This is a genomic window from Vibrio sp. 2-Bac 85 (assembly GCF_037546705.1).
Lineage (GTDB): Bacteria > Pseudomonadota > Gammaproteobacteria > Enterobacterales > Psychromonadaceae > Psychromonas.
This window is the reverse complement of record NZ_JALAAB010000020.1, coordinates 80194-102585: the sequence shown is the minus strand read 5'-3', so window position 1 is coordinate 102585 and position 22392 is coordinate 80194. Positions and strand designations below refer to the sequence as shown.

Sequence of the window (22392 nt, the reverse complement as noted above, 5' to 3'; positions counted from 1 at the left end):
GGTTAGTAGAGCTACAGAGACACTGTTAATACGTATTTATATTTTACAGTGAGAAAATTACAATTCCTCTTTAGCTCAGTTGGTAGAGCAACGGACTGTTAATCCGTGTGTCGCTGGTTCAAGCCCAGCAAGAGGAGCCACATTAAAAAGCCTGAACATTATTGTTCAGGCTTTTTTTGGGCTAAAATTAATAGCTTGTGTCGCTGGTTCAAGCCCAGCAAGAGGAGCGACATCAAAAAGCCTGAACATGAACTGACCCTCAGTAATTGGTTGTCCAACTATTGGGGCTCAGTTCAACACATTGTTCGGGCTTTTTTTTACCTAAAATTTATGATCTACTTATACATTAGCAAAATAAGGAATTCCTCTTTAGCTCAGTTGGCAGAGTAACGGACTGTCCTGTTTATAAAGCATAGCGTGTGTCGCTGGTTCAAGCCCAGCAAGAGGAGCCACATTAAAAAGCCTGAACATGAACTGACCCTCAGTAATTGGTTGTCCAACTATTGGGGTCAGTTCAACACATTGTTCGGGCTTTTTTTTACCTAAAATTTATGATCTACTTATACATTAGCAAAATAAGGAGTTCCTCTTTAGCTCAGTTGGCAGAGCAACGGACTGTCCTGTTTATAAGGGATAGCGTGTGTCGCTGGTTCAAGCCCAGCAAGAGGAGCAATATCAAAAAGCCTGAACATGAACTGACCCTCAGTAATTGGTTGTCCAACTATTGGGGGTCAGTTCAACACATTGTTCGGGCTTTTTTTTACCTAAAATTTATGATCTACTTATACATTAGCAAAATAAGGAATTCCTCTTTAGCTCTGTTGGCAGAGTAACGGACTGTCCTGTTTATAAAGCATAGCGTGTGTCGCTGGTTCAAGCCCAGCAAGAGGAGCAACATCAAAAAGCCTGAACACATTGTTCGGGCTTTTTTTACCTAAAATTTATGATCTACTTATACATTAGCAAAATAAGGAATTCCTCTTTAGCTCAGTTGGCAGAGCAACGGACGGTCCTGTTTATAAGGGATAGCGTCTGTCGCTGGTTCAAGCCCAGCAAGAGGATCCATATTTAGTTAAGCTTTCGAGTTTAACAAGTCTACAAGCTGTTAAACTTGGTGACTTAAAAAGTTAATTCTTCTTTAGCTTAGTTGGTAGAGCAAAGGACTGTCCTGTTTATAAATCATAGCGTGTGCCGTTGGTTCAAATCCAGTAAGAAGGAGTAACTTTAAAAAAGCTATAGTTGTATTGTTTGAAGTCCAGCCATATAGGCTATATTTGGTGAGCTTCAAATGTAATAAACCTCAGGCAGTCATACTTGGCGACTTAAAAAGTTAGCCCTTCTTTATCTCAGTGCTCGCTCTATAAAGACTCGTATTTAGGTTTTTTAGTGAGAAATTTACAGCTCATTTTTAACTCCGTGGATAACAAAATGTGAGCGCTGTTATTTGGTGCGGAAATACTTAATTTTTTCATCCCTCAATTTAATCTGGCTGCATGTTGATGCCTTTAAAATTGCACTGCAATAATTGCAATTTTATTGGTGATTTAATGGCATTACGCTCAGTATTGACTGCTAAGCACTATTGATAAAATTTCTAAGCTAATAAACACTAATATTTAGCATGAATAGTCTAAATTCTATGAGTTGATATTATTTATTTAATATAAATTTAAGCGAAGTAAATGTCTTATTTTTATAAAGTTCGTTATTTAGCTGTTTTTTTATTCTATTTTTATCACTAATATTGATTTGTGGTTAAAAAATGAGCGAATATAGCCATAAAAATATGTTAACTAGCTGGCTGATCGGTTAAGGTTCTGTTGAATTTTTTTAAGGACTTTAGAGAGGGATTTTATGGAGTCAGTACAAAACCATGTTACTGCATTAATTAGTAGTGCAGATACATTATTCATATTATTAGGCGCAATCATGGTATTTGCCATGCATGCGGGGTTTGCTTTTTTAGAAGTAGGCACCGTGCGCCATAAAAACCAAGTTAATGCCTTGGTTAAAATCATGTCTGACTTTGGCGTGTCTGCGCTAGTCTATTTCTTTTTTGGTTATTGGCTCGCTTATGGGGTGACATTTTTTGATGGCGCTGCTGTTTTAGCTGAAAACAATGGTTATGAACTCGTTAAATTTTTCTTTCTAATGACTTTTGCGGCAGCTATACCGGCTATTATTTCGGGTGGTGTTGCAGAACGAGCCAAATTTAATCCAATGTTAATTGCAGCAGCCCTTTGTGTAGGTCTTGTTTATCCTTTCTTTGAAGGTTTGATGTGGAACGGTAATTACGGTTTTCAAGATTGGTTAGCAGCTAATTTTGGTGCAGCTTTCCATGATTTTGCTGGTTCGATTGTTGTGCATGCTGTTGGAGGATGGATTGCTTTTGCTGCCATTATTGTTTTAGGTAGCCGTAATGGTCGTTACCGTAATGGCAAAGTAGTGGCTTTTGCGCCATCTAACATTCCATTGTTGGCATTAGGTGCTTGGATATTATCTATTGGTTGGTTCGGTTTTAATGTTATGTCAGCTCAGGCAATTGAAGGTATTAGCGGTTTAGTTGCAATGAACTCTTTAATGGCAATGGTCGGCGGTATTATTAGCTCATTGGTAATTGGTAAAAAGGACCCAGGTTTCATTCACAATGGCCCCTTAGCTGGCTTAGTCGCAGTTTGTGCAGGTTCGGATTTAATGCATCCTATTGGTGCTTTAATGACGGGATTAGTCGCTGGTGGTTTGTTTGTATGGCTATTTACTTATGTGCAAAGTAAATTTTCAAGTTTTGATGATGTCTTAGGTGTATGGCCTTTACATGGTATTTGCGGGTTATGGGGTGGTATCGCTGCGGGGATATTTGGCCTTGAAAGCTTCGGTGGTTTAGGTGGGGTAACCTTTATGAGCCAATTTATTGGATCTATTGCTGGTGTTATTTTTGCGGTTACGGGGGGCTTTATTGTTTATAAAGTGGTGAATGCAATCATGCCGGTACGCCTTAGTGAAGAAGATGAATTTAATGGCGCAGATGTTGCCATTCATAAAATCGGTGCCACTAACCTGAATAATAATTAATTATATGATTATCAATCAAAAGGCTAAGAAGTGATTCTTAGCCTTTTTTTTAAATTTTTTATTCTTTATCTTTTATTTTTTAAAACAACTGCGCATTTTCAATTTATAATGACGCAAAACATTATCCTAATATATTGAGCTGTTATTATCAGCCAATTTTAAATTTTACCCTTTTGGAGAAATATCATGAAAGTAGTTGAAGTAAAACATCCCCTTATCCAACATAAATTAGGTTTATTACGCGAAGCGGATATTAGCACCAAACGTTTTCGTGAGTTAGCTCGTGAAGTTGCCAGTTTATTAACCTATGAAGCAACTAAAGACTTAGAGCTAGAAACAGTGACAATCCAAGGTTGGGAAGGTGAGTTAGAAGTTCAACAAATTGCAGGTAAAAAAGTTACTGTTGTGCCTATCTTACGTGCTGGTTTAGGTATGATGGATGGGGTTTTAGATTATATTCCAAGTGCTAAAGTAAGTGTGGTGGGTATTTATCGTGATGAAGAAACGTTAGAGCCTGTTCCTTATTTTCAAAAATTGGTAAGCCAAATTGATCAACGTTTAGCATTAGTCGTTGATCCAATGCTAGCAACTGGTGGTTCAATGATCTCTACATTGGATCTTATCAAAGAAAGTGGTTGTACTAATATTAAAGTATTAATTTTAGTTGCCGCACCAGAAGGTCTAAAAGCACTGGAAGAAAAACACCCTGATATTGAAGTTTATACGGCTTCTATAGATTCTCATCTTAACGATCATGGTTACATCGTACCTGGTCTAGGTGATGCGGGTGATAAAATATTTGGTACCAAATAGTCATAATCACGCCTTATAAAATATGAGCATGTTCACTGGATTCCATTTTATGATGGATATTTTAAAAGTAGCATGCTTAAAAAATGAACTTGTCAATTTGAAATTATTAAAGGGAATTATTCATGTCTGAAATTGCTTCAGAACATCAATCGAAACCGCCTGAGCAAGATATCACAGCCAATCTTAATGTATTTCAGCAACTACTTGCTGGCTCTCAAATGCTATTTGTTGCCTTTGGTGCGTTGGTCTTAATGCCATTAATCACTGGATTAGACCCTAATGTCGCATTATTTACTGCGGGTATTGGTACGCTCTTGTTTCAATTGGTAACAAAAGGACAGGTACCAATCTTTTTAGCCTCTTCTTTTGCATTTATTGCGCCCATTGCCTATGGGGTTCAAACTTGGGGTATTCCAGCGACTATGTCTGGCTTATTTGCTGCAGGCGTTGTTTATATGCTGATGTCTTATGCAGTGAAGCTTAAAGGTGTTGATTTTATTCATCGGTTATTACCTCCAGTTGTTGTGGGGCCGGTGATCATGGTGATTGGTCTTGGCCTTGCTCCTGTTGCTGTTAATATGGCGCTCGGTAAAACGGGTGATGCAAGTATGGTATTAGTTGAACAAGATATCGCGATGATTATCTCTTTTTCTTCTTTAATTACCACACTATTAGTATCAACCTTAGCAAGAGGGATCTTTAAATTAGTACCTATTTTTTGCGGTGTGATTGTTGGTTATTTATTATCACTATTTTTCGGTATTCTTGATTTCAGCGCGATTTCTGAAGCTGCTTGGTTAAGTGTTCCACAGTTTGTTACACCCGAGTGGAATTGGCATGCGGTATTATTCATGATCCCAGTAGCTATAGCACCAGCGGTTGAACATGTGGGCGACATTCTTGCTATTAGTAACGTCACCGGTAAAGACTACCTTAAAAAACCAGGATTACACCGTACTCTGTTTGGTGATGGTATTGCGACCAGTGCTGCTTCGTTATTTGGTGGTCCACCTAATACAACTTATTCAGAAGTGACTGGTGCGGTCATGTTAACACGTAACTTTAATCCAAAAATAATGATGTGGGCTGCTGTCATTGCCATTTTATTAGCCTTTGTTGGTAAGTTTGGTGCTGTATTACAAACCATACCAGGTGCAGTCATGGGCGGCATCATGATGTTGTTATTTGGTACGATTGCTTCTGTTGGTTTAAATACAATGATCCGCCATCGCGTTGATCTATCACTGCCGCGTAATATGTGTATTGTTTCAGTTACCTTAGTGTTTGGTATTGGTGGTATGGCACTTGGTATTGGTTCCTTTAGCCTGCAAGGTGTGAGCCTTTGCGGTATAGTGGCAATCTTACTGAATTTGTTATTACCTCGTCACCGAGCGTAGTTTTTAATGGTTTAAGTATTCATATATTGAAGTGCTTCTAATTGCTATTCATAATTAGTCGCATGAAGTAATCGCATGAAATATTACATCTAAAAAGAGGCTGATTATCAGCCTCTTTTTTTGCCTTTTTTATTTCTTTTTAATTGTTTGCAATGCTTTGTTTTTAATTACTTTTATTAAGCGGTAACGTTTACGTTGAAACTATCCTAAAATAGCAATATGACTGAATCTTCTATTACCTCTCTATCCGGTTTAATTCTATCGCGTCAGCAAGTTGAGACAGCGAATGGTGTTGATCTTATTTTTTGGTTAAGCACCGACCGTGGGCCTTGCAGACTTGTAGTACCACAACAACGTTATGTGTTTTTAATTGAACAGGATCAACTTGAGCAAGCGGAGCAAGTTTGGAAACAAGAAAACTGCCAACCTAATTTTATTCGTCCGCTTGATATTAAAACCTTTAATGGCAAAAAAATATGTGCTATTTACACCTTTAAACAACAACTTCATAAATGGTGCCAATTAGCATTAATGCAACAAAGTATTGCCACCTATGAAGGAGATATTAAACTCAGCGACCGATTTCTAATGGAGCGCTTCATTTATGGCTTGGTGAAAGTTTCTGGTCAAATTGAATGGTTAGGCAAGTATTGGTCATGTCAGCAAGCAACTTTATCTAATGAAATTAATCCCGATGTCATTAGCGCCAATGTAACCTTAAATATGGTGTCACTCGATGTGGAATGTAGTCCGCAAAGTGAGCTATATAGTATCGCATTGAGTATGCATAATGTCGGTGACAAAAAGCAAGCACATCATTCGGTATTGATGATAGGCAAGTCCCAATCTGCTAACGATATTAATATCATTTGGGTTAAAGATGAACGGTCATTATTATTGCAATTAATTGCTTGGTTTGAACAATATGATCCCGATGCAATCATCGGTTGGGCAGTTGCTAACTTTGATATGCGTTTATTAGCACAACGCGCTCAAATTCTTAATGTCCCATTAACCATCGGCCGAGATGGTAGTGCCTTAAAATGGTTAACACATAGAGATGATCCCGATAGTGGCTCCGTCATACTAAACGGACGCGTGGTGTTAGATGGTATCGACGCATTAAAGAATGCCAGTTTACATTTTGAAAGCTATAGCTTGGAATTTGTCAGCCAGAGTTTATTTGGTGAAGGTAAGTTAATTGAAACCAATAGCGATAAAGGGTTAGAGATTAAACGCCAATTTGAGCAAGAGCCTGTCACACTTGCACGTTACAACTTGCAGGACTGTTTATTAGTTGAGCGTATTTTTGAAGATAAACAACTCGCAGAATATACGATCCAACGAGCACGATTAACAGGACTCGCTTTAGATAGAAGGGGAGCATCAGTTGCCGCCTTTACTAATTTATATTTACCATTATTACACCGTAGCGGTTATATCGCACCTAATCTAGGAGATGTACAAGCACAACATTCTCCCGGCGGGTTTGTGATGGATTCGATTCCAGGTTTGTATGAATGGGTGTTAGTACTCGATTTTAAATCGCTTTATCCAAATATCATTCGCAGCTTTAAAATTGATCCAATGGGCATGATTGAAGGTTTATTAGCGCCTGAAGAAGAAACTATTCCAGGGTTTAGAGGGGCAAGGTTTAGTCGAACTGAACACCATTTACCTAGTTTATTAAACACATTAACCAGCGCGCGAGAGCAAGCCAAAAAAGAAAAAAATAATGCATTTCAGCATGCAATAAAAATTATTATGAACAGTATGTATGGGGTATTAGGATCTGCAGGGTGTCGGTTTCATGATACGCGCTTAGCCAGTTCAATCACCTTGCGCGGCCATCAAATTATGCAACAAACTGCTCGCTTTATTGAAAACAAAGGGCAAAAAGTCATCTATGGGGATACTGATTCAACTTTTGTTTATCTTAAAGATTGTAATAATTTACAACAAGCGAATGAAATAGGTCAACAATTAGCCTTAGACATTAATCAGTATTGGGCAGATTTATTACGGCAGGACTTTGACCTTGACTGCTTTTTAGAGATTGAGTTTGAAACGGCTTTTTCTAAATTTTTTATGCCAACTTTACGTGGCCAAGATACCGGCTCTAAGAAACGCTATGCAGGGTTAACCGCCACAGAAAGCGGTGAAAAAATGGTATTTAAAGGATTGGAAACCGTACGCTCAGATTGGACTGAATTAGCACAAACATTTCAGAAAACGTTATATCAAAAAATATTTGCCGAGTTACCGGTGGAAGCATATATCACTGATACCATTGAGCAACTAAAACAAGGTTTATTAGATGATAAGCTCGTCTATCATAAAAGGTTGCGCCGTCCTTTGGCTGATTATATTAAAAACATTCCCCCGCAAGTACGTGCCGCACGGTTAGCAGATCAACAAAATGCAGTGTTGGGGTTACCACTTCGCTATCAGCAACGGGGGCGCATTGGTTATTTATTAACAGTAAATGGGCCAGAGCCACAAGAGTATTGTCATTCTGATATTGATTATCAGCAGTATATTGATAAACAACTAAAACCTATTGCGGAGGCAATTTTGCCTGTATTAGGTAAAGATTTTAATATGATCACGTCAGATCAAATGTCTCTATTTTAGAGATGGAGGGGAACTGCTATTAAGCCAGTTAGTTTGTGCTTTAGACAAAAGTTATCAAGACTAAGTGTCAAGGTTAAGTATCGAAAGTAGGAAGTGTTGTTCCCGGCAATGCTTAAATACAGTAGAAAGTGAAATGATAAAAGCGCCGAAGTGTTTACTGGAAGCTTCGGCACTTGATTTAGGTATGGCTCATCAGTTGATAAATTAATAGCTTAATAAGCTAATAGGTTATTTACTCTCACTTACCAGTTGCTACAGATGATCGTTTGAGTCATTGTTAATAAGGCGCTGGGTACTTTTTAAATATCGTATTGATATCACTTAACGCTTGTTCAGATAAAGGCGCTTTAAATGCCTCGATATTCTCTTTTAATTGCGTCATTTTAGTTGCGCCAATAATGGTCGAAGTCACTCCATCTATTTGGTCGCACCATTTCAAGGCCAATTGTGCTGTGGTAATGCCATTCTGATGGGCGATATCTTGATAAGCTTTTACCGCTGCTTCACTTTCAGGCGTATCTCTAAATAAACCATTACGCTGCTTAATGCTCCAACGACTCCCTGCTGGGCATTGCCCATCTAAATACTTACCACTTAGCATACCCGTTGCTAATGGTGACCAAGGTAAGTACGCAATATCTTCATGCACACAGTTTTCAATTAAATATGGCCAATCTTTGGCATGTAATAAATTAAACTCATTTTGAATCGATACCATACGCGGTAAGTTATGCTGTTCACTAAGTTTTAAGAAGCTGTTAATGCCCCAAGGTGTATCGTCTGATAAACCGCAGTATCTTATTTTCCCAGCTTTAACACACTTATCTAAACCTTGAAGTATATCGAGCATCGAATCTGTTTGTTGTGCTGTCTCACTATCAGAGAATTTAAACGTATTAGGTGTGTGACGTCCAAAATGAGGAGACTGGCGATTTGGCCAATGTAATTGGTAAAGGTCAATGTAATCCGTTTGTAAGCGTTTTAAAGAAGCTTCTACTGAACTAATCACTGCTTCACCTGTTATGTCGCCGCCGTTTCTTACCCAAGGTAGCCCTGATCCGGCAATTTTAGAGGCTAAAATAATATCTTTACGTTGACTGGCATTATTATGTAAATAATGTCCAATGATTGATTCTGTTTTTCCATATGTATCAGCAGAAGGAGGTACTGCGTACATTTCAGCGGTATCGATGAAATTAATACCCTGCGTTAATGCATAGGCTATTTGCTGGTCTGCATCTTGTTGATTATTCTGCAACCCCCAGGTCATGCTTCCTAAACAAATTCGAGAAACTGATTCACCACTGCTGCCTAACGTTGAAAACTGCATATTCACCCTTTTATGTCTTGAAAAAGACCCTTAATGTAACTGCTTATGAAGCTGTTGTATATTATCCAATTGATGAAAAATAGAGTGATAATTATTATCGTCAATGTTTTTTTATCATTAAATCGACTAAATCATCACGAAAATGGCTATTTAATCTCATATTTTATAGAAAGTGCTTTTTAATCTTGTTTTTTATGTAAATTTTTATCGAATTATTTTAAATAATGAGTTAAAAAGACTAGGTATGGTTTTTTATTTAATCGTAGATAAAAGTCTCCCGTACTTAATATTTAAAATTAGTTTTTTGTAGTTATAAATAAGCCTATAACGGCATAGCAATACTGTCATGATTGGAGAATTAAAATGGCACACTCAAATAGAAACTCTCTACAAACTGAAGATGAGACTCAAGATATCACTGATTTTTTTCCTGAAGATGATTGGGATGAAAACAATGCATCGATGAAGAAAAAACAAGCATTATTAAACGATAGAAAAAGAGGCAAAGTTCGCCGTAGTATTGAAGAATTAAAAGAAAGAAGACGTTTAAAAGAACTATTAGGTGATGATTACGACGACTTAGATTACTTAGATAGTTAATATATTTTTATAGATAAATTAAGAATTTTGCTTTGTAACTTACTTACAAAAAGTTAGATTCATTAAACATTAATTTAGTGATTTAGCTTAAGTCAAAGTACAGGGGAAATTATCGTTTTATCTGTTAAAAAGGGTTGATGGAAACATCAGCCTTTTTTTTACATTTATTTTTCTACACTTATTATGCTAATTTAGAATTCAATTGATTTTACAACTGCCATTCTAAGGTATTAAGCTATTCCACCACATTTAACCAAGCTGCTTTGTTCATTTTCTTACTATTCATATGATTCTGTTAGTGATGTCACTAAACCCGATAGTAATTAATATCGATCAGCCATACCAATTTAGCGCTGAATATGGCCTAATATTGTTAGGCAAAAATCAGTTAGTTATATATGAAAGAACAATTAATTAACAAAATTAATATACCTTATCGTATTCCATTAATAGAATCGTTTTCGGTGTGTTTTAATTCTTATCCTCATTTAAAAAGTGATCATCAGTAAGGGATTCCGCATGAAAGTATTAGCATTGGCAGCCAGTAATTCAAAAAACTCAATGAATCGGAAGTTAGCAAACTACACCGCACATTTAATAGAAGGAGCTGAAGTAGAACTATTGGATCTTAATGATTTTGAAATGCCAATTTACAGTATTCAACGAGAAGTAGAGTTAGGAAAGCCACAACAGGCACAGGACTTTTACGATAAAATTACCGAAGCTGACGCGATTGTCATTTCTTATGCAGAGCATAACGGGTCATTCACGGCGGCTTATAAAAACCTTTTTGACTGGACCTCACGTATCGATATTAAAGTGTATCAAAATAAACCGATGTTAATGTTGTCAGCTTCTCCTGGTCCAGGCGGTGCAGCATCAGTATTGGCCTCGGCGGTGGGTTCTGCTCCTTATTTTGCGGCTGATCTAAAAGGTTCGCTGTCTATGCCAAACTTTTTTGATAACTATAATATTGAAACTCGTTCGGTAAAGAATACAGAAATCGATGCCAAACTAAGAGATTTAGTTACATTGTTAGTTAATGATATAGGTGCTAGCACTGTAATTTAATTTTTATGTTTTGTTGCTCATAAAGATGCATTAATTTAATGCATCTTTATTGCATTATCAAACGAATAAGCAGAGGGGCATGCTATATGTTTCTTGTGTCATTTTTTGGCTTATTTAATTTTTTACATAGTTAAATTTAGCATAGTTAAATCATGACATAGTTAAATCATGACATAGTTAAATCATTACATAATTAAATTTTGAAAATTTTGACATCGCTAAATTTCATCAGGTTCAAAAGCTTGGTTTGCTTTATTAAAAGCATCTTCTTTAGTTGGTTCATTTGACTCTTCAAATATTTTATCTAATTTCTCACTACCTTCTTGCCATAACTCTTTACTTGATTGTTTGCCATCCTTCCAAAGTTCTTCGCTAGTTTCTTTGCTTTTATCCCAAATTTCTTGGCTAGATTTTTTACTACTTTCCCAAAGTTCTTTGCTTTTTTCTTTGCTACTTTCCCACATTTTTTTGCTGGATTCTGTGCCTTCTTTCCAAGCACCAGTGGTGGTATCTTTTCCTGCTTCTATCGCATCTTGGCTGATTTTTTTACTTTTTTCCCAAACTTCTTCGCTGGATTTTTTAACTTCGTCCCAAGATTTAGTAGACTCAGTTTTTTTGGCTGCTGAAGTTTTATATAGCGTATCTGCGTTAATCACAGTGTCCACCGTTGCTTTTGCTTGGCTTACCTGTTTGGTGCTTAATGGTGCGTCAACCACTGCTATTGGAGAATCTTGGTTGATTTCATCGGCATTACAGGCCGCAACAAATAGCACACTACACAGACATAATGATGATGTTACTTTTTTGGTTAGTTTCATATTTGGTTCTCTCATTAAATTCTTTATCAAATGTACTATTTCAATGATTTTATAAATCTGTTGGGTTCTTTCAAAACAATGACACTTAATCAATCTGGCGATCTATTAAGGTCATCATATGACAATAATGCAAAGTAATACCAATATTATAAAAGACACATAGTCAAAAGTATTGTTTATTAGTCAAGCAATCGTGAACATAGTTGCAAATAAAAGCGTCCAACACTTGAATTATGGCAGTAGATAAAATACTGTCTATAAAAACAGTTGGAGTGTGCGTTGAAACTATATATTGCTGAAAAACCAAGTTTAGGGCGTGCCGTTGCAGACGCATTACCTAAACCACACCGAAAAGCCGATGGTTGTATTTATGCCGGAAATGGCGACGTGGTCAGTTGGTGTATCGGCCATTTATTAACGCAAGTTGACCCAGAAGCTTATGATCCCGCTTTTAAGCAATGGAAGTTTGAACACTTACCTATCATTCCCGTTCAGTGGAAGTTGAAGTCTGTTGCCAACACCAGCAAGCAATTAACGATTTTGAAAAAACTGATTAAACAAGCTGATCAACTTGTCCATGTTGGTGACCCCGATCGAGAAGGGCAACTTTTGGTTGATGAAGTGATTCATTTCAGCGGTGTTAAGGGGAAAAAATTAAAACAAGTCGAGCGTTGTTTAATAAGTGATTTAACGGTTAATGCAGTGAAACGTTCAATTCAAAATTTACGCTCAAATCAAGATTTTATTCCACTTTCAACCTCTGCTTTAGCGAGAACACGTGCGGATTGGTTATACGGTTTAAACCTGACACGGGCTTATACTTTATTGGCTCAAAAATCAGGCTATAAAGGCGTTATTTCAGTTGGTCGAGTACAAACACCTTTATTAGGATTAGTAGCAAGGCGTGATAAAGAGATTGATCAATTTGTTAGTAAGCCTTTTTATGAAGTATTAGCACATTTAGATGTTAATAAAGAGGTAAGTAATACGCAGCCTTTTACTGCTAAATGGCAACCTAGTGACGCTTGCGCTCCTTATCAAGATTCAGAAGGGCGAGTACTAGTTAAAGCCTTAGCTGAAAATGTTGCCGCACGTATTACAGATCAACCCGCCACTGTTATTAGCTTTATTAATAAAAATAAAAAGCAGGTTGCACCTTTACCTTATAATTTATCTGGGTTACAAATTGATGCCGCTAAACGTTTTGGCTACAGCGCACAACAAGTATTAGATGCCGCCCAAGCTCTTTATGAGCGATATAAACTAATTACCTATCCACGTTCAGACTCTCGTTATTTACCGCGTAATCATCATCAACAAGCTAAGTTTGTTACGCAGGCAATTGCTAGCAACGAACCGCAAATGCAACAAGCGGTGCAGGGGGCTAACTTATCAATTAAAGGCCGTGCTTGGAATGACAGTAAGGTTGACGCGCACCACGCGATTATTCCGACAGATACTAAAAAATCCACTAGTTCATTAGATATTGTTGCTAAAAATATTTATCAATTGGTTGCTCGTCAGTACCTTAGCCAGTTTTATGATGATTATTGTTATGCAGAATGTATTGCTGAAATTGAAATAAATAAAGGGCTGTTCATCAGTAAAGCGAAGTCAAAGCAAAGTGATGGTTGGAAAGTTTTGTTTCCTCAAAAAGAAACTGAAAGTTTTTTACCGACATTAAAAAAAGGCCAGATATTATATTGTGAGCGTGGTGAAGTGATTGATAAAAATACACAACCTCCAGCACACTTTACTGATGCAACCTTACTCGCTGCGATGAGCAATATTGCACGTTTTGTTAAGGATGCGGAGCTAAAAAAAGTACTCAAAGAAACCGATGGTTTAGGCACTGAAGCGACTAGAGCTGGCATTATCGAGTTGTTGTTTAAGCGTCAATTTTTACAGCGCATTGGTAAAACGATTCAAGCAACAGAGGTTGGTAGAAAATTAATTGAAAGTCTTCCTGACAAATTAACCTTGCCAGATATGACTGCTTTGTGGGAAATGCAGTTAAATGCAATTAGTCAAAAGCAACAAAGTTATCAGGGGTTTGTCTCTCCATTACAAGAACAGCTTGGTGATATTATCAAAAAAGCGATTGCTGATGGCCCACAAGCATTAGTCAACCTGCCTGCAAGCCCTGCTGGGTTTAAAAAGTCATTTGCTAAAAGAAAACCAGCAGCTAAAAAAAGTGCTAGTGCTAGTAAAACCACAAAAACAAAAAGAGCTGCCACAAAATCACGCTAAAGGTTTAATATTATTGTGAAATTCTTCGATATTATGGTAATTGTCTGATAATAAATAGCTAATAAACACGGCAATATTTAATGAGAGTCACGGCGATGCAAGATAATTTAAGCATAAGAGCATATAGCAAGCAGCGAAGAGGGCATGTGCACTGTTATCACCAGCTAGTTTTGCCGATATTAGGCACTATTATTATCGAGCTTGAAGGATACCAAGGTAAAGTCTCCGTTGGAGAATGTGTTGTGATCCAATCCGATACCTTTCACTTATTCAGAGCCAATGAAGAAGCTCGATTTATTGTCGCAGACCTTAATCTATTACCTGATAATTTATTAAACATGGACTCTGTTGTTTTCTCTGTCTCTTCGCCGCTTAGAAGTTATCTCTTTTTTATTGAAAAACAATTACAACACAAAGTTGATAGCTCGATTGAAAGCTTGATGCAGCAGATGTTTTTTCAATTGTTGCAGCAACAAAGAGTGGGCGAACAAATAGACTCTAGGGTGAGATCCGTAATTCAGCATATATCCGATGACCTATCATTAACATTCACTATTAATGGGTTAGCCGACATCGCTTGCTTGAGCCCAACACAATTTAAGAAAATATTTAAGCAGTCGATGGGGCAAAGTGTGCTGCAATATATAACGATTCAAAGAATGGAAAAGGCAAAGGCATTATTAACGCATACAGATTCACCAGTGCAGCTAATATCGGAACAAGTAGGATATGGAGATATCTCTGCTTTTAGTCGCCGCTTTTCACACTTTTTTGGTTTGTCGCCTCGCCAATTAAGACGTTAATAAGTTCAATGCATAGATTCACCTGTAAACCTAACTTCATAAAGCCTAGCCTTATAAAACCTAACGCTATAAAAACAGTCTTGAAAAATGTAGTCTGATAAAACAATATAAGCGTCTTTTCTGCAAACTAATTTGTTAGCTCCAGATTTATACTTCGACTCATTAATCGTCTAAAGGATCAACATGAGCAAGTTAAGCATAACTAATAAGTCAGAAACATACGGTGTATCAGCTATCTTATTTGCTTCTTTATTATGGGGCACAACAGGCACGGCTGCATCGTTTGCATCTACCGTGAATCCACTAGCCATCGGATCCTTTTCTATGGGCGTCGGTGGTTTAATGTTAGCTATTTTTGGTGCGAAAAATCTACGACATGATGCAAAGTGCCTGCTAAAAGAAGGTAAACTACTTTGCATAGGGGCTATTGCCTTAGCCGTTTACCCATTAGCCTTTTATAGTTCAATGCGCTTATCGGGTGTCGCAATAGGCACGGTTATCTCAATCGCTAGTGCTCCTTTTTTTGTCGCCTTAATTGAGTGTCTTTTTAGCAAACAAAATAACATCGACCGTCGTTGGGTACTGAGTTTATTTATCGGGTCTGTTGGCATTGTATTGTTAGCTAGTTCAGAAACAAACCTGACTGAACAGACCCTTGATGATTCAAGCAAAGTGATTGGTATCGCCCTTGGTTTTATTGCAGGTCTCGCTTATGCACTTTATTCATGGGCCGCAAAAGCATTGATTAATCGCGGAATAAGTTCGAAATCAGCAATGGGTAGCATCTTTGGTATTGGTGCGGTACTGCTTCTCCCTATTTTATTATTGAATAGCAATGATCTGTTTGCGACACCCATCAATACTGCGGTGGTGCTTTATATCGCAGTAATACCTATGTTTATCGGTTATATTTGCTTTGGATATGGGCTTAACACTATTCATGCGAGCAAAGCCACTTTGTTGACTTTGTTTGAACCTGCCGTTGCTGCTGTATTTGCAGTGGTTGTGGTCGGAGAATCAATTTCTGTATTAGGGTGGGCTGGTGTTGTCCTTATTATGCTGTGCTTATTACTGCAGTCGTATAAGTCTTAACTTAACATATTTCTGACAGCCTATTAACGCTCAAGTTAATAGGCTGACTAGCTTTTCTTCAGATTTATTTAGTTGATTAATTTAAAATTGTTTCTAAGTATGACCTTCTTCAGGACTGATTTCTTCATTATTACTTCAGTAGAGGGTTATGTATCAATATTAACCACGTTAATTGTTTCAACACCTGCTATTGCTTGGTGCTTTTCTTTTTCAATAGCAAAAACAACCAATGCAATTAAACGATAAAAACCATGAATAAATTTACCATAGGGCATGGAAAGAAAAAATGTCATGACAATACCTAAATGTAAGCTTAATACCAAACCTACCCATTGTGTATCCTTTACTAACATCAGTAAAAGCCCAGAAATACTAGTCAATAAAAGTAATGCGAGAAAACTCACATCCATGCCTTTATTGGTTTTTCCTTTCATTTCATTGGGTGCTCGATATTTGATCGAGAGTAAGCCAATCGGTCCTACAATTAATCCTATGCCACCCAGGATCCCAAATCGCTTTGGTAAGCTAATGTAGTGATAGGGTGCTGGTAAATTAAATCCATAATGCATGACTGTCGCCGTTGATGTCGCAGCAAAGCACAGCATAAAACCCCAAAATGTCATTTGATGATACCAGCGGCGTGCCATGGAAGGTTGTTCAGTTTCGTGAGAGCAACCTTGACCATTACCCCCATCTAAATATTTTAATGTTAATGCATCTTTCACACCTTGTCTTACCTGTTTCCAGTTCAAGCTAAACGGAGAAGGCAGGCACATGGTTTTCCAGAATTTGATGATCGAGGCAAGCATTGCAATCGCTACAAAAGCAGAGACAGTGGAAAATATAAAGGCCATTGTATTGTGCGAAATTACGCCGTAAAAGGCTTGCTCTTGTACAGTCCAAAAACCATCCCCAGTTTATAAAGAAGCTTGTAATGACTATAATTGATAATAACGACATCCATAAACCATTATTGGCAAAAAGCTTCCCCATAAATCCTGGCCATGCATATACACCATAATTTTCTTGTCGCAGTTCTGCCATCGCAGCAGGTACGTTAAGGTCAAATTCATGTGGAGCAGTATATTGACAGTTGTGATAGCAAGAGCCGCAGTTATGGCAAAGGTTGGCTAAATAATCTAAATTATCTGCGTTAAATTCTAAACGTAATTCCATCGCTTGAAACACTGCACAATGACCTTCGCAATAACGACATGCATTACAAATGGTCATGACTCTTTGTGCTTCTGTTACTTTATTAGTTGTTCGCATAATCAGCAGCCTCATTTCCTGCAATTCTTCCAAATACATTACCAATGGTTATGCCTATGACACTAACACCACTAGTATGATGCATTACCTGTATTGGTTAGGTGCATTGATTGTGAGTTTTCGCCTAAAACGATTGTAATTGCTTGGAATGGAGATGATGCAGGAGCTCGAGCGGTCAGTGCTGCTATTCCTGTTTTACAAAAGGCAGATAGAGTTGTCATTGTTACCAGTGAGCGAGCATTATTGAAAAAGCCCACACAACAAGATTTACAGGTGTTTTTAAAACGCCATCTAATCGACTCTGAATGTGTGTCTTTTTCTACCAGCCGCTTAAATACACCGCGCAATATATTAAAAGAGGCGCTGGATCAAGAGGCTGATCTCATTGTCGCAGGTGCACTTGTACATCAGAAGTTGCATAAGCAAATGTTTGGTGGCGTAACGCAAAAATTATTACGTCACACTCACATTCCTCTGTTTATGATGGCATAACCCTCTATTCATTAGTCAACCTATTTAGTCAATCCAATAGCCAGTTTATTAGGCTTCCCTGAAAGATGGTGAACAGTGCTAGTTACTGTCACCATCTCCTATGAAAAATAGGAATACATTAATTTCCATGCTTTTGCTCATCTAACTAGCTGCTCAGTGTTATAGTCGCGGCCTTAATAATGATAAGGAAAAGTATGGAAATTTCACTAGAGGTCATGGCGTTTCTCGTCGCTGTTGCAACATTAGCCGGATTTATCGATGCAATGGCTGGTGGCGGGGGATTGTTGACCGTTCCTGCTTTACTCGCTGCGGGTATTCCACCTGCACAAGCATTAGCAACGAATAAACTACAAAGCTCTTTTGGTAGTTTCTCCGCAAGCTTATATTTTGTTCGTAATGGTATTGTGCAGTTAAAACCGATGCGTTTACCTATTTTATGTACCTTTGTCGGCGCCGCAATAGGGGCTGAAATCGTACAGCATGTAAAAGCTGATTTATTATTGAGTATTATTCCAATTATACTGATTGCGATTTCAGGTTACTTTCTTTTCTCTTCTTCAATCACGTCACATCCTGATGATAAACCGAAACTGTCAGAAACTGCCTTTGCTTTTGTGATTGGCGGAAGTGTGGGGTTTTATGATGGATTTTTAGGTCCAGGTACGGGCTCTATTTTTACGGTCTGTTTTGTTGCACTAGGGCGTTATGGCTTGATAGCAGCAACAGCGCGCACCAAAGTGTTAAATTTCACCTCAAATATAGCAGCGTTGCTGTTTTTTATAATTGCAGGGTTACCAATATGGGAGTTGGGATTATTGATGGCCATAGGCGGCTTTTTTGGCGCGCGTTTAGGTGCAAGAGTGGTGTTAGGTAATGGTCAAAAAATCATTCGACCATTAGTGATCATTATGTCGATGACCATGGCTATTAAGTTGTTATGGGAACAGCACTCGTTATGGCTTTTATCAATGTTTTAACTCTTTGGTTCTGATAATTGTTGGGCCGTAAGCAGATGTGAATTGGGCGATATAAAGGCCTTAACTGTTCAAAGGTAAAACAGTCCTTAGCTTGTATTTTCATGGTTTTTACAATAGAAAGTGGCACTAATGCAGGCGCTATACCGCCGAGTGCAAGTTGCGCTGAAGCGGTATAAGAGTCCATTTGCATTAGTGGCTCAATACCTAGTGTCGTTAATATATCTAACTGGTAACGGTTAGCTGGGTTCGATAGGTCATTGGTTAATATTTGCTTAGGCAGTGTTAATAATGCGGATTCGCTGACCAATACAAAAGGCTCTTGCCATAGACAAATCATTTTTAGTCCGTGATGTGCTGGGATCTGACCAGCACAAAAGCCGATCGTCGCTTTACCCGATTGCACGCGTTCAATAATCCTTGGGGTATGGTGGGTGCTAATACGAATCGCGGCATCCTGTTGACAATAATCCCCCATGATACTGGCAAGGTATCCTGCGACTAAGGTTTCCGAGCAAGCAAGGGAAATAATCGTTTCATCTTTTAACGTATGTTGTTCGTAAATACGTCCCTGTAATTCTTGAAATGTAGGCCCAATGCTAGCGATCAACTCATTCGCTGCAGGCGTTAAGCGTACATGCCGCCCATCAGGTGCAATCAACTTTTTACCTAATTTCTTTTCTAATAATGCGATACGTTTGCTTACCGCAGACTGGCTAATATAAAGCTGACTACCTACTCTGCTCATGGTTTTTTCATGGCTGAGCATTAACAACGTTTCAATGCCTTCAAGTAACATAAGATAAAGGGACCTAATATTTAAACAATAAATTATCAATGCTTATTTGGAATAGGTGAAAATACTATCGCAAAAAATAGCAACTAGCGAGTAGGATAACAATAATCTTTAGGCTTATTTACTTATCGCTTGATCCCAGTAGGGCGGTGAACCGTAATAGTGCTCGATAAAATCAATAAAGCATCGAACTTTGTTAGGTAATAGTTTTCTATTAGCATAGACCGCATATAACCCCACTTGCTCAGGCTCGAAATCAGGTAATACTGGTATTAATTGACCTTTTTCAAGCGCCTCATGCACTATAAAAGTGGGTTGCAATATTAATCCTGCACCTGCTATAGCAGCTTCCGTTAATACGTCTCCATTATTACTATGGAATGCACCAAGATGATTAGTATTTTTAGCTTTTAACCATTGATAAACGTCCCCTTTTCCTTCGATGTCCATATAACTGTAGTGGAGGTAGCGATGATTTTTGAGCGCTTCAGGGTGGCTTGGTACGCCATTTTCTTGCAGATATTCAGGAGATGCACATAATATAAGACGAATAGGGGTGAGATATTTTGCAATTAAAGATGAGCTTTTAAGACGTCCAATACGTAATGCAATATCAACACCTTCTTCAACGATATCTACTTTACGATCGTTTAGCTGTAAATCGACATTCACTAACGGATATTGCATTTGAAAATCGGCAATTAATTTAGCCATGTGCCTTAAAGCAAAAGAGACAGGTGCATTGATACGAAGAGTGCCTTTAGGAGTTTGTTGTAATCCTCCTAACTGAGAATCCATTTCATCAATGCTTAACAATATTTGTTGTGCATGCTGAAAATAATGGGTCCCCGCCTCGGTTAAACTGACTTTACGTGTGGTTCTGTGTAATAAGCGCACATCTAATCGCTCTTCAAGTTTAGAAACATACTTACTGACTAGCTGTGGTGATAATTGCAAAGTTGTTGCCGCATTACTGAAACTACCTTCTATAACAACGGATACAAAAGCCCGCATCGCATCAATTCTATCCATTTTACTTGTTCCTTTAGCTGACTTATTTTATTTTTTAATTAACTATCTATTCAACTTTTCTATTTAAGTTATTCATTTGACTTTTTTATTTAATCAGCATAACTAATTTATTTATTACAAATTAAATCTTAAAAACTCAATTAACAACATTTTGTTGTTAATTATTCGTTATTATACATATTACTCTTTTATTTTGTTGATAGTAAAGTACGTACATCCCACAACAGGGGCAACACTATTAATTATTAACTTTATCAAGGAACAACCCATGAAATCATCATTGTTAAACAAAGTACTGTCATCTAAAGCAGGCGTTGCTGCATTAATACTACGTGCGCCAATTGGTCTTATTTTAGCTGCTCATGGTGCGCAAAAATTGTTTGCGTGGTTTGGGGGCTATGGACTAGAGGGGACTGGACAGTGGATGGCAAGTATAGGAATGACTCCTGGTTACCTAATGGCATTACTTGCTGGAAGTGCAGAGTTCTTTGGTGGATTAGCCATTCTATTAGGTTTGTTAACTCGTCCTGCGGCAGTGGTTGCGGCTTTCACTATGGTCGTCGCTATATTCTCCGTACACATTAATAATGGTTTATTTATGGCTAATAATGGGTATGAATATGCATTAACACTTTTAGTTGTATTGGTTGCTATCGCTGTACAAGGTGGTGGTAGTTATAGTCTTGATCACTTCTTACTTGAATTGAATAGTAAAAAGCAGAGTAAATAATTTAATTATTCCCTCTTTCTTACGTAATTCATTGTTGCGACTCAATGCGCGACAATGATTTATTAGTAAGTTTTGAGCTACTTTTAGACTTTTATCAGTCTACTTAAGCACTTGATTATTTTCGCTTAGCGAGCTTTACCAGTGTTGAACTCAGTAGCTAGCTAGTACTCAATTGAACACCTTAAACCTAATTTATTGTTTGGAGTTAATATGAAAAACGTAAATATCGCTTTTATTTCTCATGGTGGTGGCCCTATGCCATTGTTTGATGACCCTGCGCACGCTGAAATGGTGTCTTATTTAAAATCGCTACCCCAAAAAATATCTAAACCAAGTGCTATTTTATTGATTAGTGCGCATTGGGAAGCAGAACAGGTGATGATCACTGCGCAGCCAAACCCTGAATTGATCTACGATTACTACGGCTTTCCTGCTCCAGCATATGAAGTGAAGTATCCAAGCCCAGGAGAACCTGAGCTTGCAAAACAAGTACAGCAGGTATTAAAGCAATCTGGCATACCAGCTAAACTTGAATATAAAAGAGGTTATGACCACGGTGTCTATGTTCCATTGACGTTAATGTATCCCGCTGCTGATATTCCTGTTATTCAGCTTTCATTAGTGAATAGTCTAGATCCTGCGCAGCATCTAGCCATTGGGAAAGCACTACAGTTACTTGATTATGATAATTTACTAGTGATAGGGTCAGGCTTCTCATTTCATAATATGAAAGCATTCTTTGCACCTAATACGGCTGATAACCAATTAAAAAATCAACAGTTTGAAGATTGGTTAAGTATAACATTGAGCGACAAAAATATTCGCGAAGATGATCGTAATGAAAGAATGACAAACTGGGTTCAGGCTCCACATGCTCGCTATTGTCATCCACGAGAAGAACATTTATTACCTTTACATGTTTGTTATGGGCTGGCGGGAAGAGCAAGTGATGAACATGAAAATATAACTATTCTTAACAAACAATCTAGCGCCTTTATATGGCATAGCCAAGTAAAATAATGCAATGAACAATTAAAATCATAGAATTTGATCTCTTTATGTAATTGAATATGAAATGGATATGACTTAATCGTTTACTGGTACTTTTTGGCATTATATCAAGGAAATTAGGTTAAATTACAAAAGTATAGTGGCCTATTAAAATTAGTCATCACTGCCTCGGCTAGCCTATCAATAGATTCAATTTCATCATATT

19 protein-coding genes and 6 tRNA genes are annotated in these 22392 nt (G+C 37.7%); 19 read left to right on the top strand and 6 right to left on the bottom strand.

Annotated features, from left to right (window positions below; all coding sequences use genetic code 11):
• Positions 1-64 precede the first annotated feature (64 nt).
• From MT390_RS17485 to MT390_RS17440, 10 genes are all read left to right on the top strand, one after another.
• A tRNA-Asn gene (locus MT390_RS17485) sits at positions 65-140 on the top strand.
• Between the two features lie 223 nt (positions 141-363).
• Positions 364-452: transfer RNA gene (locus tag MT390_RS17480), tRNA-Tyr, on the top strand.
• 132 nt (positions 453-584) lie between these two features.
• Positions 585-670, top strand: a tRNA-OTHER gene (locus tag MT390_RS17475).
• 136 nt (positions 671-806) lie between these two features.
• Positions 807-892: transfer RNA gene (locus tag MT390_RS17470), tRNA-Tyr, on the top strand.
• Between the two features lie 84 nt (positions 893-976).
• Positions 977-1065 (top strand) — tRNA-OTHER (locus MT390_RS17465).
• A gap of 67 nt (positions 1066-1132) precedes the next feature.
• Positions 1133-1218, top strand: a tRNA-OTHER gene (locus tag MT390_RS17460).
• Positions 1219-1854: 636 nt separating this feature from the next.
• Positions 1855-3072, top strand: coding sequence for an ammonium transporter (locus MT390_RS17455; RefSeq protein WP_299665599.1), 1218 nt, complete (start codon positions 1855-1857; stop codon positions 3070-3072).
• Between the two features lie 186 nt (positions 3073-3258).
• Positions 3259-3885 carry a uracil phosphoribosyltransferase gene (gene upp / locus MT390_RS17450; RefSeq protein ID WP_166370545.1) on the top strand — a complete coding sequence of 209 codons (627 nt, stop codon included), beginning with the start codon at positions 3259-3261 and terminating at the stop codon, positions 3883-3885.
• 122 nt (positions 3886-4007) lie between these two features.
• Complete coding sequence (locus MT390_RS17445; protein WP_499442404.1) at positions 4008-5282, top strand: uracil-xanthine permease family protein; 1275 nt, start codon at positions 4008-4010, stop codon at positions 5280-5282.
• A 219-nt stretch (positions 5283-5501) separates the two neighbouring features.
• Complete coding sequence (locus MT390_RS17440) at positions 5502-7916, top strand: DNA polymerase II (RefSeq protein ID WP_499442402.1); 2415 nt, start codon at positions 5502-5504, stop codon at positions 7914-7916.
• Between the two features lie 277 nt (positions 7917-8193).
• Here the strand turns inward: MT390_RS17440 and MT390_RS17435 are convergent, their stop codons facing one another.
• Positions 8194-9246: an aldo/keto reductase gene (locus tag MT390_RS17435; RefSeq protein ID WP_499442401.1), complete on the bottom strand. Its 1053-nt coding sequence runs from the start codon at positions 9244-9246 to the stop codon at positions 8194-8196.
• 363 nt (positions 9247-9609) lie between these two features.
• On the opposite strand from MT390_RS17435, the gene MT390_RS17430 reads away from it, so the two are divergent.
• Together MT390_RS17430 and MT390_RS17425 are read left to right on the top strand one after the other, a co-directional pair.
• Entirely contained in the window at positions 9610-9846 is a 237-nt protein-coding gene (locus tag MT390_RS17430) for a PA3496 family putative envelope integrity protein (protein WP_166370537.1), read from the top strand.
• A 519-nt stretch (positions 9847-10365) separates the two neighbouring features.
• A complete protein-coding gene (locus MT390_RS17425) occupies positions 10366-10917 on the top strand; it encodes an NADPH-dependent FMN reductase (RefSeq protein ID WP_166370535.1) in 552 nt (183 codons plus the stop codon).
• A gap of 218 nt (positions 10918-11135) precedes the next feature.
• Here MT390_RS17425 and MT390_RS17420 read toward each other — a convergent pair whose 3' ends face one another.
• Entirely contained in the window at positions 11136-11735 is a 600-nt protein-coding gene (locus tag MT390_RS17420; protein ID WP_499442399.1) for a hypothetical protein, read from the bottom strand.
• A gap of 279 nt (positions 11736-12014) precedes the next feature.
• On the opposite strand from MT390_RS17420, the gene MT390_RS17415 reads away from it, so the two are divergent.
• The 3 genes from MT390_RS17415 (at position 12015) to MT390_RS17405 (ending at position 15880) form a co-directional block, all read left to right on the top strand.
• Positions 12015-13985 carry a DNA topoisomerase III gene (locus MT390_RS17415; protein WP_499442397.1) on the top strand — a complete coding sequence of 657 codons (1971 nt, stop codon included), beginning with the start codon at positions 12015-12017 and terminating at the stop codon, positions 13983-13985.
• Positions 13986-14080: 95 nt separating this feature from the next.
• Positions 14081-14788 carry a helix-turn-helix domain-containing protein gene (locus MT390_RS17410; RefSeq protein WP_499442408.1) on the top strand — a complete coding sequence of 236 codons (708 nt, stop codon included), beginning with the start codon at positions 14081-14083 and terminating at the stop codon, positions 14786-14788.
• Positions 14789-14971: 183 nt separating this feature from the next.
• Positions 14972-15880, top strand: coding sequence for a DMT family transporter (locus MT390_RS17405; RefSeq protein WP_499442395.1), 909 nt, complete (start codon positions 14972-14974; stop codon positions 15878-15880).
• 146 nt (positions 15881-16026) lie between these two features.
• Here the strand turns inward: MT390_RS17405 and MT390_RS17400 are convergent, their stop codons facing one another.
• Together MT390_RS17400 and MT390_RS17395 are read right to left on the bottom strand one after the other, a co-directional pair.
• A complete protein-coding gene (locus MT390_RS17400; protein WP_499442394.1) occupies positions 16027-16734 on the bottom strand; it encodes a hypothetical protein in 708 nt (235 codons plus the stop codon).
• Positions 16634-17152 carry a hypothetical protein gene (locus MT390_RS17395; protein WP_499442392.1) on the bottom strand — a complete coding sequence of 173 codons (519 nt, stop codon included), beginning with the start codon at positions 17150-17152 and terminating at the stop codon, positions 16634-16636. Before MT390_RS17395 ends, MT390_RS17400 begins: the two co-directional genes overlap by 101 nt.
• Positions 17153-17245: 93 nt before the next feature.
• Between MT390_RS17395 and MT390_RS17390 the strand changes: the two genes are divergently transcribed.
• On the top strand, positions 17246-17644 hold the full coding sequence (locus tag MT390_RS17390; RefSeq protein WP_499442390.1) for a universal stress protein: 399 nt from the start codon (positions 17246-17248) through the stop codon (positions 17642-17644).
• A 194-nt stretch (positions 17645-17838) separates the two neighbouring features.
• Positions 17839-18621, top strand: coding sequence for a TSUP family transporter (locus tag MT390_RS17385; RefSeq protein WP_499442388.1), 783 nt, complete (start codon positions 17839-17841; stop codon positions 18619-18621).
• Here MT390_RS17385 and MT390_RS17380 read toward each other — a convergent pair.
• Together MT390_RS17380 and MT390_RS17375 are read right to left on the bottom strand one after the other, a co-directional pair.
• Complete coding sequence (locus MT390_RS17380; protein WP_499442386.1) at positions 18572-19417, bottom strand: LysR family transcriptional regulator; 846 nt, start codon at positions 19415-19417, stop codon at positions 18572-18574. The genes MT390_RS17385 and MT390_RS17380 overlap by 50 nt on opposite strands.
• A 114-nt stretch (positions 19418-19531) precedes the next feature.
• Positions 19532-20446, bottom strand: coding sequence for a LysR family transcriptional regulator (locus MT390_RS17375; RefSeq protein ID WP_499442384.1), 915 nt, complete (start codon positions 20444-20446; stop codon positions 19532-19534).
• 268 nt (positions 20447-20714) lie between these two features.
• Between MT390_RS17375 and MT390_RS17370 the strand changes: the two genes are divergently transcribed.
• Positions 20715-21176, top strand: coding sequence for a DoxX family protein (locus MT390_RS17370; protein WP_166370517.1), 462 nt, complete (start codon positions 20715-20717; stop codon positions 21174-21176).
• A 210-nt stretch (positions 21177-21386) separates the two neighbouring features.
• Positions 21387-22196 carry a DODA-type extradiol aromatic ring-opening family dioxygenase gene (locus tag MT390_RS17365; RefSeq protein WP_499442382.1) on the top strand — a complete coding sequence of 270 codons (810 nt, stop codon included), beginning with the start codon at positions 21387-21389 and terminating at the stop codon, positions 22194-22196.
• Positions 22197-22392: the final 196 nt, after the last annotated feature.

What these genes read in the sequence shown, in the direction of transcription:
- MT390_RS17435 (WP_499442401.1), bottom strand. Translation starts at nt 9,246, where the DNA reads ATGCAGTTTTCAACGTTAGGCAGCAGTGGTGAATCAGTTTCTCGAATT.
- MT390_RS17455 (WP_299665599.1), top strand. Translation starts at nt 1,855, where the DNA reads ATGGAGTCAGTACAAAACCATGTTACTGCATTAATTAGTAGTGCAGAT.
- MT390_RS17440 (WP_499442402.1), top strand. Translation starts at nt 5,502, where the DNA reads ATGACTGAATCTTCTATTACCTCTCTATCCGGTTTAATTCTATCGCGT.
- MT390_RS17400 (WP_499442394.1), bottom strand. Translation starts at nt 16,734, where the DNA reads ATGGCCTTTATATTTTCCACTGTCTCTGCTTTTGTAGCGATTGCAATG.
- MT390_RS17395 (WP_499442392.1), bottom strand. Translation starts at nt 17,152, where the DNA reads ATGCGAACAACTAATAAAGTAACAGAAGCACAAAGAGTCATGACCATT.
- MT390_RS17375 (WP_499442384.1), bottom strand. Translation starts at nt 20,446, where the DNA reads ATGGATAGAATTGATGCGATGCGGGCTTTTGTATCCGTTGTTATAGAA.
- MT390_RS17410 (WP_499442408.1), top strand. Translation starts at nt 14,081, where the DNA reads ATGCAAGATAATTTAAGCATAAGAGCATATAGCAAGCAGCGAAGAGGG.
- MT390_RS17365 (WP_499442382.1), top strand. Translation starts at nt 21,387, where the DNA reads ATGAAAAACGTAAATATCGCTTTTATTTCTCATGGTGGTGGCCCTATG.
- MT390_RS17425 (WP_166370535.1), top strand. Translation starts at nt 10,366, where the DNA reads ATGAAAGTATTAGCATTGGCAGCCAGTAATTCAAAAAACTCAATGAAT.
- MT390_RS17430 (WP_166370537.1), top strand. Translation starts at nt 9,610, where the DNA reads ATGGCACACTCAAATAGAAACTCTCTACAAACTGAAGATGAGACTCAA.
- MT390_RS17370 (WP_166370517.1), top strand. Translation starts at nt 20,715, where the DNA reads ATGAAATCATCATTGTTAAACAAAGTACTGTCATCTAAAGCAGGCGTT.
- MT390_RS17445 (WP_499442404.1), top strand. Translation starts at nt 4,008, where the DNA reads ATGTCTGAAATTGCTTCAGAACATCAATCGAAACCGCCTGAGCAAGAT.
- upp (WP_166370545.1), top strand. Translation starts at nt 3,259, where the DNA reads ATGAAAGTAGTTGAAGTAAAACATCCCCTTATCCAACATAAATTAGGT.
- MT390_RS17385 (WP_499442388.1), top strand. Translation starts at nt 17,839, where the DNA reads ATGGAAATTTCACTAGAGGTCATGGCGTTTCTCGTCGCTGTTGCAACA.
- MT390_RS17405 (WP_499442395.1), top strand. Translation starts at nt 14,972, where the DNA reads ATGAGCAAGTTAAGCATAACTAATAAGTCAGAAACATACGGTGTATCA.
- MT390_RS17380 (WP_499442386.1), bottom strand. Translation starts at nt 19,417, where the DNA reads ATGTTACTTGAAGGCATTGAAACGTTGTTAATGCTCAGCCATGAAAAA.
- MT390_RS17420 (WP_499442399.1), bottom strand. Translation starts at nt 11,735, where the DNA reads ATGAAACTAACCAAAAAAGTAACATCATCATTATGTCTGTGTAGTGTG.